At 76.0% G+C, this 15,459-nt stretch carries 11 protein-coding genes; 6 read left to right on the top strand and 5 right to left on the bottom strand.

What is annotated here, in order from left to right:
• Positions 1 to 15 precede the first annotated feature (15 nt).
• Positions 16 to 2,385 (top strand): glycoside hydrolase family 65 protein, encoded by a 2,370-nt coding sequence (locus VKA29_RS22460; RefSeq protein WP_324787736.1) that lies wholly within the window; start codon positions 16 to 18, stop codon positions 2,383 to 2,385.
• Between the two features lie 84 nt (positions 2,386 to 2,469).
• Here the strand turns inward: VKA29_RS22460 and VKA29_RS22455 are convergent, their stop codons facing one another.
• Positions 2,470 to 3,384, bottom strand: a complete 915-nt coding sequence (locus VKA29_RS22455) for a universal stress protein (RefSeq protein WP_324787735.1) — start codon at positions 3,382 to 3,384, stop codon at positions 2,470 to 2,472.
• A 179-nt stretch (positions 3,385 to 3,563) separates the two neighbouring features.
• Between VKA29_RS22455 and VKA29_RS22450 the strand changes: the two genes are divergently transcribed.
• Positions 3,564 to 3,830: an SHOCT domain-containing protein gene (locus VKA29_RS22450; RefSeq protein WP_324787916.1), complete on the top strand. Its 267-nt coding sequence runs from the start codon at positions 3,564 to 3,566 to the stop codon at positions 3,828 to 3,830.
• 43 nt (positions 3,831 to 3,873) lie between these two features.
• Complete coding sequence (locus VKA29_RS22445) at positions 3,874 to 4,863, top strand: Acg family FMN-binding oxidoreductase (protein WP_324787734.1); 990 nt, start codon at positions 3,874 to 3,876, stop codon at positions 4,861 to 4,863.
• Positions 4,864 to 5,522: 659 nt separating this feature from the next.
• Here VKA29_RS22445 and VKA29_RS22440 read toward each other — a convergent pair.
• The 3 genes from VKA29_RS22440 to VKA29_RS22430 form a co-directional block, all read right to left on the bottom strand.
• Positions 5,523 to 5,813: a hypothetical protein gene (locus VKA29_RS22440; protein ID WP_324787733.1), complete on the bottom strand. Its 291-nt coding sequence runs from the start codon at positions 5,811 to 5,813 to the stop codon at positions 5,523 to 5,525.
• Positions 5,814 to 6,134: 321 nt separating this feature from the next.
• Positions 6,135 to 8,453, bottom strand: coding sequence for a heavy metal translocating P-type ATPase (locus VKA29_RS22435; RefSeq protein WP_324787732.1), 2,319 nt, complete (start codon positions 8,451 to 8,453; stop codon positions 6,135 to 6,137).
• A 41-nt stretch (positions 8,454 to 8,494) separates the two neighbouring features.
• On the bottom strand, positions 8,495 to 9,373 hold the full coding sequence (locus tag VKA29_RS22430) for a universal stress protein (protein ID WP_324787731.1): 879 nt from the start codon (positions 9,371 to 9,373) through the stop codon (positions 8,495 to 8,497).
• 303 nt (positions 9,374 to 9,676) lie between these two features.
• Between VKA29_RS22430 and VKA29_RS22425 the strand changes: the two genes are divergently transcribed.
• From VKA29_RS22425 to VKA29_RS22415, 3 genes are all read left to right on the top strand, one after another.
• Positions 9,677 to 12,517, top strand: coding sequence for an HAD-IC family P-type ATPase (locus VKA29_RS22425; protein ID WP_324787730.1), 2,841 nt, complete (start codon positions 9,677 to 9,679; stop codon positions 12,515 to 12,517).
• 188 nt (positions 12,518 to 12,705) lie between these two features.
• Positions 12,706 to 13,722: a universal stress protein gene (locus VKA29_RS22420; RefSeq protein ID WP_324787729.1), complete on the top strand. Its 1,017-nt coding sequence runs from the start codon at positions 12,706 to 12,708 to the stop codon at positions 13,720 to 13,722.
• A 272-nt stretch (positions 13,723 to 13,994) separates the two neighbouring features.
• Positions 13,995 to 14,351, top strand: a complete 357-nt coding sequence (locus tag VKA29_RS22415; RefSeq protein WP_324787728.1) for a metalloregulator ArsR/SmtB family transcription factor — start codon at positions 13,995 to 13,997, stop codon at positions 14,349 to 14,351.
• 6 nt (positions 14,352 to 14,357) lie between these two features.
• Here VKA29_RS22415 and VKA29_RS22410 read toward each other — a convergent pair whose 3' ends face one another.
• Positions 14,358 to 15,353: an Acg family FMN-binding oxidoreductase gene (locus VKA29_RS22410; protein WP_324787727.1), complete on the bottom strand. Its 996-nt coding sequence runs from the start codon at positions 15,351 to 15,353 to the stop codon at positions 14,358 to 14,360.
• Between the last annotated feature and the right edge of the window lie 106 nt (positions 15,354 to 15,459).

The raw sequence follows: 15,459 nt of genomic DNA, 5'->3' as shown, positions 1-15,459 counted from the left end.
GAGAGGACCGGTCGAGTGACGGACGGCATCTGGGAGTACGAGGGCTACGACCCCGTGGACGAGCGGCTCCGGGAGTCCCTGTGCGCCCTCGGCAACGGCTACTTCGCCACCCGCGGGGCGCTCCCCGAATGCACCGCCGACGACGTGCACTATCCGGGCACCTACATCGCCGGCTGCTACAACCGGCTCACCTCCGAGGTGGCCGGACGCCGGGTCGAGAACGAGGACATGGTCAACGTGCCCAACTGGCTGCCGCTGCGCTTCCGCCTCGACGGCGGGCAGTGGCTCACCCCCGACACGGCGACGGTCCTCGACCACCGGCAGCTGCTGCACCTGGCGTCCGGCCTGCTGGAACGGTGGACGCGCTACGGCCTGGGCGGGGGCCGGGTGCTGGTGGTGCGTCAGCAGCGGCTGGCGCACATGGCGGACCCGCACGTCGGCGCGCTGCGCACCGAGTTCACGGCCGAGGGCTTCTCCGCCGAACTCCAGGTCGAGGCGGCCCTGGACGCCAACGTCACCAACAGCGGAGTGGCCCGCTACCGCGACCTCGACGGCCGCCACCTGATCCACGTGCACACCGGCAGCGCCACCACCGACACGGTCTGGCTGCGCTGCCGCACCCGCACCTCCGACATCCGCATCGGCATCGCCGCACGGCTGACCGCGGACGCACCCGCCACCGTCCGGCACGAGGGGCGGCGGGCCGTCCAGGAGGTCCGCCTGCACCTGGCGGAGGGGCGCCCGGTGGTCATCGACAAGACCGTCGCGCTGCACACCTCCCGCGACCCCGCGATCAGCGACCCGCTGTACGCGGCGACCCACCGGGTCGGCCGGGCCCCCGGTTTCGACATCCTGGTCGACGACCACCTCACGGCCTGGGACCAGCTGTGGCGCCGGGCCGACCTCGACGTGCCCGGCGAGTCGGGCCGCATCCTGCGCCTGCACCTGTTCCACGTGCTGCAGACGCTCTCGCCGCACACCGCCGACCTCGATGTCGGCGTGCCCGCCCGGGGACTGCACGGCGAGGCGTACCGGGGCCACGTCTTCTGGGACGAGCTGTTCGTCCTGCCGTACCTGAACCTGCACTTCCCCGAGGTGTCCCGCGCCCTGCTGCGCTACCGCCACCGGCGCCTCGAACAGGCCTGCACGGCCGCCCGGGACGCGGGCCGCCGGGGCGCGATGTTCCCGTGGCAGAGCGGCAGCGACGGCCGAGAGGAGACCCAGCAGCTGCACCTCAATCCCCGCTCGGGACGCTGGCTGCCCGACCACTCGCGGCTCCAGCACCACGTCGGCTCCGCGATCGCGTACAACGTCTGGCAGTACTGCGAGGCCAGCGGCGACGCCGAGTTCCTGCACACCAAGGGCGCCGAGATGCTGCTGCAGATCGCCCGCTTCTGGGCCGACGCGGCCGTCTACGACGAGGGGCTGCGGCGTCACCGCATCAGGGGCGTCGTCGGCCCCGACGAGTACCACGAGGCCTACCCGGACGCGACCCGGCCCGGCCTCGACGACAACGCCTACACCAATGTCACGGCATCCTGGGTGCTCAGCCGCGCCCTGGAGCTGGTGGACCTGCTGCCCGAGCCGCGTCGGCGCGAACTCGTCGAGCGCACCGGGCTGGACGGCGGCGAACTGGAGCAGTGGGAGGACATCGCCCGCACCCTCCACGTGCCCTTCCACGACGGCGTCATCAGCCAGTTCGAGGGCTACGGCAACCTGGCCGAACTCGACTGGGAGGGCTACCGCGAGAGTTACGGCGACATCCGCCGCCTGGACCGGATCCTGGAGGCCGAGGGCGACAGCGTCAACCGCTACCAGGCGTCCAAGCAGGCCGACGTGCTGATGCTCGGCTACCTGTTCTCCCCGGCCGAACTGAGCGGCATGTTCCACCGGCTGGGGATCCGGCTCGACGAGGACACCTGGATCCGCACGGTCGACTACTACCTGCGCCGCACCAGCCACGGTTCCACCCTCAGCGGCCTGGTGCACGGCTGGGTGCTGGCCCGGTGCCGGCGGTCGGAGGCGTGGAAGTTCTGCCAGGAGGCCCTGCAGGGCGACATCGCCGACGTGCAGGGCGGCACCACGGGCGAGGGCATCCACCTGGGCGCCATGGCCGGCACCCTCGACCTCGTCCAGCGCGGCCTGACCGGCCTGGAGACCAGGAGCGGCGCGCTGTGGCTGGACCCGGTGCCGCTGCCGGAGCTGTCGTCGTACGGGTTCGCCATGCGCTACCAGGGCCACTGGGGCGTGGGCCTGCGGCTGCAGCGCGGGCAGCTGGAGATCATCGTGCCGTCGTCCGAGGAGTCCCCGATCGACGTGCGGCTGCCGGACCGCGCGGTACGGCTGGAACCGGGGGAGACCAGCCGCCTGACGCTCCTCGACTGACAGTGAGGACCGGGCATGGCACCGCTCGGGCCGGTAGCACGGGGACGGGGGTGAGGCGGGACGGCGGTGGTGCGTGCCGCACGGTCAGGCCGGGACCACGGCGAGCGGGCAGGCGGTGTGGCGGGCGACGGCGTACGCGACCGGGCCGAGCCCGCCCCGGCCGCCGCGCCCCACGACCATCAGGTCGGCGTGGTGCGAGGCCCGGATCAGTGCCCGCGCCGGATCGAACAGGACGACGTCCTCGAAGACCCGGACGGCCGGGTACTTCGCCCGCCAGGGCCGCAGCGCCCGCGTCAGCAGCCCCAGCTCCCGCTCCGCCCGCGCGGCGTGCCGCGCCGCCGACGTCGCGCGGCCCGCGGGCCCGGGCGCCCGGAGCGGAGGCGGCCCGGCGTACAGCGCCTGCAGCCGCGCACCGTGCAACCGCGCGGTGTCGAACGCGAAGTCGACCGCGCCGTCCGCCGGATCGTCGGCGTCCACGGCCGCCAGGACCTGGTACGGACGTCCGGCCGGGAGCCGCGGGGCCGGTCGGGCCGGTCGAGCCGGTCGGGCCGGTCGGGCCGGTCCGGGCGGGAGCCGCGGGGCCGGTCCGGCCGGGACCAGCACGACCGGGCACCGTGCCGAGCCCGCGACGACCCGGGCCGTCGAGCCCGGCGTCAGCCCGGTGCGCCTGCCCTCGCCGCGCAGACCGAGCACCGTCATGGCCGCGTCCACACCCCGCTCCAGCAGGACGGCGCCCGGCTCGCCCGTCAGCCGTACGCTCTCCACCGCCACCGTCGGGCACCGGTCGACGGCGAGAGCGGCGGCCACGGTCTCCGGGCGCGGCGCGTCCGGCCCGCCGGGCGGCGCCACGTGCACCACACACAGCGGCAGGTCGCGCAGCACGGCTTCCCGCGCGGCCCACTCCACGGCCGGGCGGCTGCGCGCCGACCGGTCCACCCCGACGACGATCACCTGCTTCATGGCGTCGGCCTCCGACTCGCGTTCCGTTCCCCCCTCCATGCCAGCGTGGCCCGGGCGACGGCGCCGAGGATGGGCCGGATGGTCCCGTGCCGAGTGCCGGCGGCCCCTACCCGCCCGCCGACGGGCCGGGGAGGCTGGCCATCAGGGGCGGTACGCACGCCGGGCAGAGGCGGGCCCCGCCGCGCGTGGCACCGCACGAACGAGAGGTGGCGGCCGTGATGTACTGGAACCGGCATGGCATGTCGGGCTGGACCTGGTCCGCCGGGTCGGTCGGCATGGTCCTGATGTGGGCCCTGCTCATCGTCGTCGCGGTGGTCGTCTACCGCGTGGTGAGCCGGACTCCCAAGCCCCCGCACCCGCCCGCGAGGACATCGCCCGAGCAACTGCTCGCCGAACGGTTCGCCCGCGGGGAGATCGACGAGGAGGAGTACCGGCGCCGGCTGAGCGTGCTACGCGCGGACGGCCCCACCCTCAGCAAACACTGACCGCGACACCGGCCGCCCCGGCTCCTGCGAGGGGAGGTGCGCCATGCCGGCGCAACCCATTGACACGACCACCATCACGGACCTGGTGGCAGCCGCGACGGCCGCCCCCTCGATGCACAACGCACAGCCGTGGCGCTTCCGGTACGTCACCGGCACGCGCACCTTCGAACTGCGCCCCGACCTCAGCCGTGCCATGACGCGCACCGATCCCGACAACCGCGCGCTGTGCCTCGGCTGCGCGGCCGCCCTGTTCAACCTGCGGGTCGCCGCGGCCCACGCCGGCCGGGACGTGGAAACACTGCTGCTGCCCAGCCCGGCCGACCCCGACCTCTACGCCACCGTGCGCCTCACCGGCACCGGCGGTGCGGACCGCGAGCTGGCCCGGCTGTTCCCGGCGATCAGCCGGCGCCACACCAGCCGGCACCCCTTCACGGAGCAGCCGATCCCGCGGGAGGTGGCGGACGCCCTGTGCGACGCCGCCCGGCAGGAGGGCGCACAGATGGTCTTCCCCGACGCCTGGCACGTGGAGGCGCTGCTCGACCACGTCTATGACGTCGAAGGGCGCGACAGCGTACGGCCCGAGCGGTTCGAGGACATCCAGAACTGGACCCGCATCGGGCAGCAGGAAGCCGAAGCGGCCGTCGACGGGATCCCGGACTACGCCTTCGGCCCCACCAAGTCGGGAGGGCGGGCCCCGGTCCGGGACTTCGCCGGCCGCCGCCACGTCCCCGGCCGGACGGCGGCGGTCTTCGAGACCGTTCCGCAGCTGGCCCTGCTCGGCACCACCAACGACCGCAGGGTCGACTGGCTGCGCGCCGGACAGGCGATGCAGCGGGTGCTGCTGCTCGCCACGCTGCACGGCTTGTCCACGTCCCTCAGCTCCCACTCCCTGGAACAGCACGACCTGCGTGAGCTGGCCCGGGACCCCGTCTCCGCGATGGGCTTCGTCCAGATGGTGCTGCGCCTGGGCTACGGCCCCACGGGCGTGGCGAGCCCCCGCCGACCGGTGCCCGAGGTACTCGACATCGAATAACCCCCACCCCGGCGGCCCGCGCCCGGCGGCCGCCGGCCTACGCCCGGCGGCCGGCGGTGCCCGCCGCGGTCGCCCGGCTGCGTTCCCGGCGGGGTCGGCTCGTGCCGTCGCAGTCGCCGGTCTCCGGATCGGTCGTCCGTTCCCGCCGCGCCCGTCGCCGACGCGGTGGGCCGGGTGCCCGCCGCGGTCGCCCGTCCCCGGGGCGGTCACCCGTCACAGGCGCCGTCGCACCCGTTCGCCGCGGTCGCCCCGTCCCTGGCGCGGTCGCCTTGTTCCCGGCGCGGTGTCCGTGTCCTGGCCTGATCCGCCTGTGCCCTTGTGCCCTTGTGCCCTGTGCCGTGGCCCGGGTCCGGGGCCCTCGCCCGTGCCCGGGTGCCCAGGTACCGCTCCGGTGCCGAGCCCGCCTGTGCCGATCCCGCGCCCCCGGGCCGGAGCCGGCTTGGGGCACGTTCCTCGGCGCGCGCCGGGGGAGTGTCTCCGCTCGCCACCGGCGGGCCCGGACGGTATCGGCCCGAGTCGGTCGGTGGCGCCCGCCCGCGCCACGCCCGAGGCCGCGGTCTGTCGCCAGGGCCGCGGCGCATGGCCGGTGGCCGGTCCCTGACAGCCGGGGGCTGATGCGGGGCCGACGGGTCCGGGTGGTGTCGGGTTCGGGCGCGCGGTCAGTCCGGTGTGTCCAGGGACTGCGCGGCCAGCTCCTTGATCCGGGCCTTCTTCGCCCGCAGCCGCTCGCCCTCCGCGCGCCAGCGGCGGCGGGCCAGCGGGTGCCGGCGGGAGGGCTCGCGCCGCTGCCAGTCCCGCAGCGCGATCACGGCGCACGCGTCCTCCACGACCAGCACCATCACCGTCGGCAGCACGAGCGCGGCCTCCACACCCACGGTGCGTTCGGCGCACGGCAGATGCAGCAGCGTCGCGGGGCGCCGGTCCGACCGGCGGGAGGGAAGCGCGCTCATGGGAACCACCTCCGGAGGTACGGCCGGCGGGGCACGGCCGGCGACGCACAGGGCATGCCGCCATCCTGCCGGGGACCGGAGCCGGTGCGGCATGGGCCGACCGGCCCTCCGCACGGTCCACCGGGCCCTCGACCCGCCCGGGACGCGCCCTGGACGGGCCGCGTCCTGCCGGCGAGCGCGGCGCGGGGCCGGCGGTGCCGGTGCCGCGTGCTGCCGTCGTCCCGGACGACATCCCCGGCGGTCGGGCGGCGCGCCGGCGAGCCGGCCGCGGCCCGGGACCGCGGACCGGTCCCCGTCGGCGCCCCTGCGTCCGGGTGTCGTTCAGCGGGCGAGGGAGAAGTAGTTCTCCTCCTCCTGCGTGAAGTGCAGGCGCAGTACCGTGTGCAGCCCGTAGAGGCTGGCCCGCAGGTCGTCGAGCTGCTCGGGGGCGAGCGCCCCGTCCGGTCCGGCGAGCGCGAGATGGGTGGCGATGCGCCGCGAGAGGCGTTCGATCTCGGCGTGGGCGCGGCTCATGGTGGCCGTCGCCTCGGGACCGCCGAGCGCGGGCGCCAGCGCCGGATACAGCTCGTGCTCCTCGGCGTACTCGTGCGGCAGCAGCCGCTCGGTCAGCAGCCGGTGCACCTCGGCCACCGGCGCCAGGGACCGCGGACCGGTGCCCTCGGCGAGGTCGTCGGCGGCGTCCCGCACGGCCTCGAGGACGTCCTGCAGATCGTCGTGCTCGGCCGCGAACCGGTGGATGAGGGCCTCCGCGGCGGGCTGCAACTGCGGCCGTTCGCCCTGGTCGCCACGCAGCGCGCGCAGGGCGTTGAGGATGACCGCGATGTCGATGCCCTCCTGAAGCAGCGCGCCGACGGCGGGCGGCAGCAGCCCGAAGGCGGCCGCGGCCATGGCGGCCAGCGACAGCAGCATGCCGCCCAGCGCGCTCTGCACGGCGATGCGCCGGGACCGTACGGCGATGGCCACCGCGTCGGCGAGGCGGTCCACGCGGTCCGTCGTCAGCACGATGTCGGCGGCCTCGGAGGACGCGGTGGAACCGCGGGCACCCATCGCCACGCCGATGTCCGCGGCGGCCAGCGCCGGCGCGTCGTTCACGCCGTCGCCGACCATCACCGTCACCGCGGACTCCCGTTCGGCCCGCACCGCGGCGACCTTGCCGGCCGGGGTGAGCCCGGCCCGCACGTCGTCGAGCCCGAGCACGGCGCCCACCTCGCGGGCGGGTTCGGCGCGGTCGCCGGTGAGCATCACCAGCCGTTCCAGCCCGGCCGCGCGCAGCCTGCGCAGGGTCCGCGGGGCGTCCGGCCGCACCGGGTCGCGCAGCAGGACGGCGCCGACCGGGTGCTTGTCGACGCTCAGCCAGGCCACGGCCGCCCCGTCCAGCAGGGCCCGGTTGTCCGCCGCCCGCGCCCAGTCCGGCCGTTCGGCGTGCTCGTCGAGCTGGCCCACGGCCATCCGGCGTCCCGCCACCACGCCGGTGACCCCGGTGCCGGGCACCTCGGTCATGTCCGAGGGCACCGACAGGTGCAGCCCTCGCGTACGGGCCGCGCCGACGATGGCCTCCGCGAGGACGTGCGGGGAGTACTGGTCGAGCGAGGCGGCCAGTCGCAGCACCTGGGTTGGCTGCCACCCGGGCGCCGCCACCACGTCCAGCACCCGCGGGCGCCCGCCGGTGAGGGTGCCGGTCTTGTCCAGCAGCAGGGTCCGGGCCCGGCCCAGGTTCTCCAGCGCCCCGCCGTCGCGGATGACCACGCCGAGGCGGGACGCGCGGGACAGGCCGGAGACCACGGCCACCGGCGCCGCCAGCAGCAGCGGACACGGCGTGGCGACCACCAGCACCGCCACCGCCCGCACCGCCGAGCCCGACACCAGCCAGGCCAGCCCCGCGACCACCACCGACAGCGGCAGGAACCAGGCCGCGTAACGGTCGGCCAGCCGGACCAGGGGAGCGGACTCGGCGCCGGCCTGCCGCGCCAGCCGCACGATCTCCGCGTACGTGCTGTCCTGCTCGGTCGCCGTGGCCCGCAGCTCGAAGGCGCCGCCCGCGTTGACCGCGCCGCTGCGCACCGTCTCGCCCTCGGGGCGCCGCACGGTCAGGGACTCGCCGGTCAGCACGGACTCGTCGAGGACGGCCGGATCGCCGACGACCCGGCCGTCCACCGGGACGACCTCGCCCGGGCCGACGACCAGCAGGTCACCGGCCGCCACCTCGGCCACCGGCACCGTGCGCACCTCGCTGCCGGTGCGGCGCCGCGCGTTGCGGGGCGCGTGCTCCAGCAGGGCGCGCAGGTCGCGGGAGGCCCGCCGCTGGGCGGCCGCCTCCAGGGTGCGTCCGGTGGCGAGCATCAGCGCGATCAGCGCACCGGCCAGGTACTCGCCGACGGCCAGCGTGCCCCCGAGCGCCAGCACCGCGATGACGTCCACGCCCGCGCGCCCGTGCCGCAGCGCGTCCAGCACCCACACCACCGCGGGAACCACGGCCGACGCGGTCCCCACGGCCCAGCACAGGTCGGCGAGGCCCGGCATGCCGAGCAGCCGGAGGACGCCGCCGACCACCAGCGCCGCCGCCGTGACGGCCAGCAGCAGTGGTTCGAGCCCCGGTGGCCGAAGCGAGACCAGCGTGCGGCGTAGCGGTGTCCCCGACATCATGTGCTCCTTACTCTCTCCCCCTGGGTCTCCCCGGGCCGTCAGTCGTGCGGGACGACGGCGACGGGGCACGGCTCGTGGTGCAGGGCGGCGTGCGCGACCGGCCCGAGCTTCCAGGCCAGGTAGGACGGGTGCCGGCGGCGCCCGACCACGGTGAGCCGGCTGTGCTCGGAGGCCGACAGCAGCACCTGGGCCGCGGAGCCCTGCGCCAGGTGCTCCACCACCCGGATGTCCGGGAACTTCTCCCGCCACGGGGCGAGCACCGCCGCGAGCCGGGCCTGTTCCTCCGTCTCCTGCGGCACGGCGGCCCCGTGCGGGTGCGGCAGCGGGGACTCGGCCGGCATCGCGTGCACCGCCCGCACCGCGCACCGGTGCGTCTCGGCGGCGGTGAACGCGAACTCCAGCAGCGCGTCGGAGGCAGGGCCGTACTCCTGCAGCCCCACCACGACCTCGCAGCGTCCGCTCGCCGCGGGGTGCTCCCACCCCTCCTCGACGGCCGGGTCACCGGCCCGGACGGTGACGATCGGGCACTGCGCGAGCGCGAGGACGTGCAGGCTGATGGAGCCGAGCAGGAAGCTCGCGACCGAGCCGAGACCGCGCGAGCCGAGCACCAGCATGGCGGCGCTCTCACCGAACTCCAGAAGCGCCTTCGCGGCCGGGTCGGAGACCAGTTCGGTGGTCAGGGACAGGTCGGGGTACCGGTGGAGCAGTTCCGCCTCGGTGCGCTGCAGCACCTGCCCGCCGTACCGCTGCTTGCTCAGGGCCTCCTGGGCGATGGGCACGTCGAGCGGCTGGGTGGTCCAGGAGTGCAGCAGCAGGAGGGGCAGCTTCCGGTCCGCCGCCTCGCGGGCGGCCCACCAGGCGGCCGTCACGCTCGCCGGTGAACCGTCGAGCCCTGCGACGACGGGACGACTGGTCATGGCGCACCTCCCACTCGGACAGCCGGGGCAGCGCTGCCGCGCGTTGTTCCCCGGTCTCAGGGTCCCTCCCGGGGCGTTCGGCCAGGGAGGGCCGGTCGGTGTGCTCTTCGGGCCCGGACGGCCCACTGCGGCGCGGCGGCGCGGGACGGAGGGTGGGACGCGTAGGAGTGAGCCGGGGGCCGCCCGGCCGACGATGCCGGGCCCCGGGCACTGCCGCACGCCGTGCGACGGCCTCCGGGACCCACCGAGAAGGAGGCCTGCGATGACCGGTCCGGCTGCGGCGGGGACGGACGGTTCGGCGTCATGACGGTGAACCGGTCGGCGACGGCCGAGCCCGTCCGGCCCGGCTCCCCGGGGGAACGCCCCGCCGGGCTGCCCGGCGCCTGCCGGATGGCGCCCGGACAGGTCGCGGCGCGCCTCGGGGTCGACCCGGCCCGCGGACTCGGCTCCCGCGAGGCCGCCGACCGGGCGGCCGCCTGCGGGCCCAACCGGCTGGCCGAACCGGCCCGGCGGCCCGAGTGGCTGAAGTTCCTGGACCAGTTCCGCAACTGGCTCATCGGCGTCCTGCTGGTCGCGGCCGTGGTCGCCGGGGCGATCGGCGAGGTCAAGGACGCCGTGGTGATCACCGTCGTCCTGCAGATCAACGCCGTGCTCGGCTATGTGCAGGAACGGCGCGCCGAGCGCAGCCTGGAGGCGCTGCGCCGGATGCTGGTGCCCACCGCCCGGGTCCGCCGCGACGGCCGGGAGCGGCTGGTGGACGCGGCGGACCTGGTCCCCGGCGACGTGGTGGTGCTGGAGGCCGGTGACCGCGTGCCGGCCGACGGGCGGCTGGTCGTGGCGGAGTCGGTGGAGGCGGCGGAGGCGGCCCTGACGGGGGAGTCGCAGCCCGTCGCCAAGAACCTGGCGGCGGTCGGAGGGGAGACGGACGCCCCGGTGCAGCTCGCCGAGCGCACCGGTGAGCTGTTCATGAACACCTCGCTGACCAGGGGCCGGGCCGAGATGATCGTCACGGCCACCGGCATGCGCACCGAACTCGGCGCCATCGCCGAGTCGCTGCGCACCGGCACCGAGCCGCCCACACCGCTGCAGGTCCAGCTGGACAGCCTCGGCCGGCGGCTGGCGCTGCTCAGCGGCGTCGCGGTCGTCGTCTACGCCGTCATCTCGCTGCTGCGCGGCGAGTCGCCGGGGGACATCGCGCTGCGGGCCGTGGCGCTGGCCGTCGCCGCCATCCCCGAGGGTCTGCCCGCCGTCCTCGCCCTGACCCTCGCGCTCGGGGTGTACCGCATGGCGCGCCGCGGCGCCGTCGTCAAGCGCCTCGCCTCGGTGGAGTCCCTCGGCTCGGCGACGGTCGTGTGCAGCGACAAGACCGGCACCTTGACACTCAACGAGATGACCGTGCGGACCCTGTGGACCCGCGGCCGCTTCTTCGACGTCACGGGCGAGGGCTACGACACCGCGGGCGCCCTCCGCCCGCACCGCGCCGACAGTGACGCCGACGGCGCCGACGGCGCCGCGGCCGGTGCCGGTGCCGGTGCCGGTGCCGGTGCGGGCGACATGAGCAGTGCCGACGCCGAAGCGCTGCGGACGGCGGTGGTGCCCTTCGCCCTGTGCAACGACGCCCGCCTGGCCGACGGCGGGCCCGTCGGGGACCCCACCGAGGCCGCGCTGGCGGTGCTGGCGGTGAAGGCCGGGGTGGACGTCGACGGGTTGCGCGCCCGCCGGCCGCGCACCGGCGAGGTGCCCTTCGACGCCGCCGCCAAGTACATGGCCACCTTCCACGACGAACCCGTCGGACCCGGCGGACCCGGCGGCCGCACCCTGGTCCAGGTCAAGGGGGCCGTGGACGTGCTGCTGCCGCTGTGCGACACCGTCCTCACCGACGACGGCGTACGCGACCTCGACGACCGGCGCAGGAGCGAGATCCTGGCCGTCGCCTCGCGGCTGGGCGGGCGGGGTCTGCGGGTCCTCGGCGCGGCCGGCGCCGTGGTGGACGGCGCCGCCCCGGCGCGCGGCCGCGGCGGACTCGGCGGGCTGACGCTGACGGCGGTCGCCGGCATCGCCGACCCGCCCCGGCCGCAGGCGCGGGAGGCGCTGGCGCTGTGCCGTACGGCGGGCGTCGCCGTCAAGATGATCACCGGGGACCACGCCGACACCGCGGCGGCCGTCGCCCGTGAACTGGGGCTGGGCGGCGAGGTGGTGACGGGCGCGGAGCTGGACCGGATGACCGACGGCGAACTGGCCGCGCGTATCGAGGACATCGGCGTGTTCGCCCGCGTCGCACCGGAGCACAAGGTGGCCATCGTGCGGGCGCTGTCCGGCCGGGGCCACATCGTCGCCATGACCGGTGACGGAGTCAACGACGCGGCGGCGCTGCGGGCCGCCCACATCGGGGTGGCCATGGGCCGCACCGGCACCGACGTGGCCAAGGAAGCCGCCGACATGGTGCTCACCGACGACGACTTCTCCACGATCGTGCGGGCCGTGCGCGAGGGACGCGCCATCTACGACAACATCGTCAAGTTCGTGCGCTTCCAGCTGGCCACCAACATCGGCGCCATCCTGACGCTGCTGGGCGCCTCCCTGGCCGGGCTGCCCGCGCTGCTGACGACGGCACAGCTGCTGTGGGTCAACATCATCATGGACGGGCCGCCCGCGATGGCACTGGCCGTGGACCCCGCCCGCGACGACGTGATGCGGCAGCCGCCGCGCGATCCGGCGGAGCGCATCCTGGACGCCCGCCGGCTGCGCGCCATCGGCCGGGCCGGAGCCGTCATGGCCCTCGGGACGGTCGCCCTGCTCGCCGCGGCCCGCTCCGCCTACGGCACGGACACCGCGCTGACCATGGCGTTCACCACGTTCGTCCTCTTCCAGCCGTTCAACTCGCTCAACGCCCGCGCGGACGACGGGCCCGTGCTGGGCCGCCACCAGCTGCGCAACCGGACCCTGTGGCTGTGCCTGGCCGGCATCGTCGCCGTGCAGGTGGCGGCCGTCCACGTGCCGTGGATGCGCACCCTGTTCGGGACCGTGCCGCTCGGGGCGACGCAGTGGGCCCTGTGCCTGCTGACCGCCTCCACCGTGCTGGTCGTCGAACTGCTCGTGCGGGCCGTGCGGTTCCGCCCGGCCCGGCGCCCGGCCGCGGGCTGAGGGCCGGTCGGTGGGGCGCCCGGGCCCGTACGGCCCATGCGGGAGCGGAACGGCGGCCCGACGCTGGATGCGGCAGGCGCGCACCCCGCCGCGGCCGGGCCGCCCCACGAGGGTCCCGCCGCGAGCGGACTGCCGGCCGCGGTACCCGGCCGCCGTGACCGGGCCGCACGGAGAAGGGATGAGCTGCCATGCGTGAACCGGTCGTGGTGGGGGTGGACGGCACTCCGTCGAGCCTGGCCGCCGTCGAAGCGGCGGCGTGGGAGGCCGACCGGCGCGGGGTGGGACTGCAACTGGCGTACGCCGTCGCATGGCCCTCGGACCCCGTGCCGGCGGGCGGGCCGGCGTGGGACCCGGACGGCGCCGGGCCGGACGGGGCGCTGAGCCTGGCCGAGGAGCGGGCCCGCCGGGTCGCCCCCGGGCTGCCGATCACCAGCGAGGTCCTCGTGGGCGAGCCCGCGGCGGTGCTGGAGAGCGAGTCGCGTCACGCGACGCTCACCGTGGTCGGCGGCGCGAGCCTGGGCCGGTTCGGCGGGCCGGCGCGCGACTCGGTCGCCGGACGGCTGACCGCTCACGGCTCCGGTCCGGTGCTCGTGGTCCGCGGCACGCCGCGGCCCGGCGGTCCCGTCGTGCTGGTCGACGACGCCTCGACGGGCGGTCGGGACGTGGCCGCCTTCGCCTTCGCCGAGGCCGGCGAGCGGGGCGTCGACCTGGTGGTCCTGCACGTGGACGGCCAACTGCCCCACCTGCCGTTCGGACCGGTGGACGGCACGAAGTCCGCCCACCGCGCCGCGACGCTGTCCGTGCTGTGCCAGCGGCACCCGGACGTCACCGTGCGCCTGCGGAGCAGCAGGGGCCGGACCGGAACCGCCGTCGAGAAGGCCACCGCCGGCGCCCAGCTCGTCGTGGTCGGCGCGCGGGGCCGAGGCCGGGTCGCGGAAGCGGTGCGGGGCTCGGCGGGACGCGCGGTGCTGCGGCACGCACGCTGCCCCGTCGCCGTGGTCCCCACGACGAGCGGCGCCGCGGTTCCCAACGCGAGTGACGCCGGGGTTCCCACCGCGAAGGGCACCGCCCTTCCCATCGTGATCCACACCACGAACCGCGCCGCGATCCCCACCACGAACGGTAAGGGATCGACGACCACGAACGGTGAGGGATCGGCGACCGCGAACGGTGAGGGATCGGCGACCGCGGACCGCGAGGGATGACGGCCGCGCGGTGGGAGCGGGGGCGGTGCCCGGGACGATCCCCGGGCACCGTCCCCGCTACGGGTCAGGCCCCCGTTACGGGTCAGGCCCCCGCTACGGGTCAGGCCCCCGTTACGGCTCACGCCCCCCGCCACGGGTCAGGGGGTCCCGATTTCGGTCCCGTGCCTCCGGCAGGCGAGGATGGGGCCCATGTCTTCGACGAGCGAGTGGACGCGACGTGCCGGCGCCCGGCCGGCCGGGACGTGCCGCCGAACCGGGGAAGGGCCGGCCCGGTGACCGCGCCCCTGTACCAGCTGAAGGCCGAGTTCTTCAAGACGCTCGGTCATCCGGCGCGCATCCGGGTCCTGGAACTGCTCAGCGAGCGCGAGCACGCGGTGGCGGAGATGCTGCCCCAGGTGGGCATCGAGCCCGCGCACCTGTCCCAGCAGCTCGCCGTGTTGCGCCGGGCCAACCTGGTCCGGACCCGCAAGGAGGGCTCGACCGTCTACTACTCGCTGACCAGTCCGAAGGTCGCGGAACTGCTGGGCGTCGCCAGGACCATCCTCTCCGGCGTCCTGGCCGACCAGGCGGAACTCCTCGCCGACCTGCGCTCCGCCCAGCCCCCGCAGCCGGGCGGACAGCCCGGCTGACGCGGGTCAGCCGGAAACCGCGAGCGTGGGCTGTTCCAGGGTCCGGGACACCGGGCGGCGGGGGGACGCCGGGCCCTGGGGGCCGTAGCCCAGGCGGAGCACCATCTGGGCGTGGATCCGGCCGTCGTGGGGCTCCCGTACCAACTCCTCCCGCAGGTCGGGCCACTCCATCGCCTGGTGCATCAGCGAGGCCCGCAGGCCGCGGGCGGTGGCGACCAGCAGGACGCGCTGGAGGGCCTGTCCGGCCCGCAGCCAGTCCGCGCGCCGGTCGTGCGCCGTGGACAGCACGGCGAGCGCCGGGTCGGTCTCGTAGGCGCGGGCGGCGAGCGTGGCCGGGTGGAGGTGGGCGCCGAAGTCCCGCATCGGGACCCGGTCCCGGTAGTCCTGCGGTCCGACCGCGACCGGCGGGACGCCGAGCCCCCCGTCGTCCGGCTCGTGGACCCAGCGGCGGCTCTCGGCGGCCCGGTCGGGGTCGGCCGTGTTGCGCCGCTCGCCCTCCAGCGTCACCCGCAGCAGACGGTCGGTCTCACCCGCGCCGGGGTGGCTCAGCAGCGCCCCCTCGGCGTGGGCGGCCTCGGTGAGCTCGGTCAGCACGGCGGCGGGCAGCGGCCGGTCGGCGAACGGCAGGCGGCTGCTGTGCCGGTGCCACAGGGCCTCGTACAGCCCCGTGGGCGGCGCGAACCGGGCCGGTCCGCCGAGCCGCACCGTGGCCAGCAGGTCCGGTTCGTCGGGCCGGGGCAGCAGCCGGGTCACCGGGGCCCAGCCGTGGTGCGCCACCGCCAGCCGCAGGTTGAACAGGGCGCAGCCGACCGACACGTGCAGAGCGCGTCCCGACGGGTCGGTGTGGCGCAGGCCGCGTTCGGAGGCCGCCCGGACCTCCAGCGTGAGCGTGTCCGGGTCGAACCGGAACCGCCACGGCTGGGTGTTGTGGACCGAGGGAGCGGCCGCCGCCGCCGAGACCAGCTCCTCCAGGGTCCGCACGTCGAGAAGAGCGGTGGACATGGTGGTCTCCTCCCCGCCCTCAACCGAAGGGCCGGCGGTCCGTCGATGACACGGACCACGCTGGCCCCTCACGGGCGGGCGGAGACAGGGGCCGTACGGCCTCCGT

Source organism: Streptomyces sp. H51 (assembly GCF_035656535.1).
Lineage (GTDB): Bacteria > Actinomycetota > Actinomycetes > Streptomycetales > Streptomycetaceae > Streptomyces.
The sequence above is the reverse complement of the archived record's forward strand: the minus strand, read 5'-3'. Positions and strand labels throughout refer to the sequence as shown.

Coding starts and splice junctions, on each gene's coding strand:
- VKA29_RS22440 (WP_324787733.1), bottom strand. CDS start 5,813: ATGAGCGCGCTTCCCTCCCGCCGGTCGGACCGGCGCCCCGCGACGCTG.
- VKA29_RS22435 (WP_324787732.1), bottom strand. CDS start 8,453: ATGTCGGGGACACCGCTACGCCGCACGCTGGTCTCGCTTCGGCCACCG.
- VKA29_RS22410 (WP_324787727.1), bottom strand. CDS start 15,353: ATGTCCACCGCTCTTCTCGACGTGCGGACCCTGGAGGAGCTGGTCTCG.
- VKA29_RS22450 (WP_324787916.1), top strand. CDS start 3,564: ATGTACTGGAACCGGCATGGCATGTCGGGCTGGACCTGGTCCGCCGGG.
- VKA29_RS22430 (WP_324787731.1), bottom strand. CDS start 9,373: ATGACCAGTCGTCCCGTCGTCGCAGGGCTCGACGGTTCACCGGCGAGC.
- VKA29_RS22425 (WP_324787730.1), top strand. CDS start 9,677: ATGACGGTGAACCGGTCGGCGACGGCCGAGCCCGTCCGGCCCGGCTCC.
- VKA29_RS22420 (WP_324787729.1), top strand. CDS start 12,706: ATGCGTGAACCGGTCGTGGTGGGGGTGGACGGCACTCCGTCGAGCCTG.
- VKA29_RS22445 (WP_324787734.1), top strand. CDS start 3,874: ATGCCGGCGCAACCCATTGACACGACCACCATCACGGACCTGGTGGCA.
- VKA29_RS22455 (WP_324787735.1), bottom strand. CDS start 3,384: ATGGAGGGGGGAACGGAACGCGAGTCGGAGGCCGACGCCATGAAGCAG.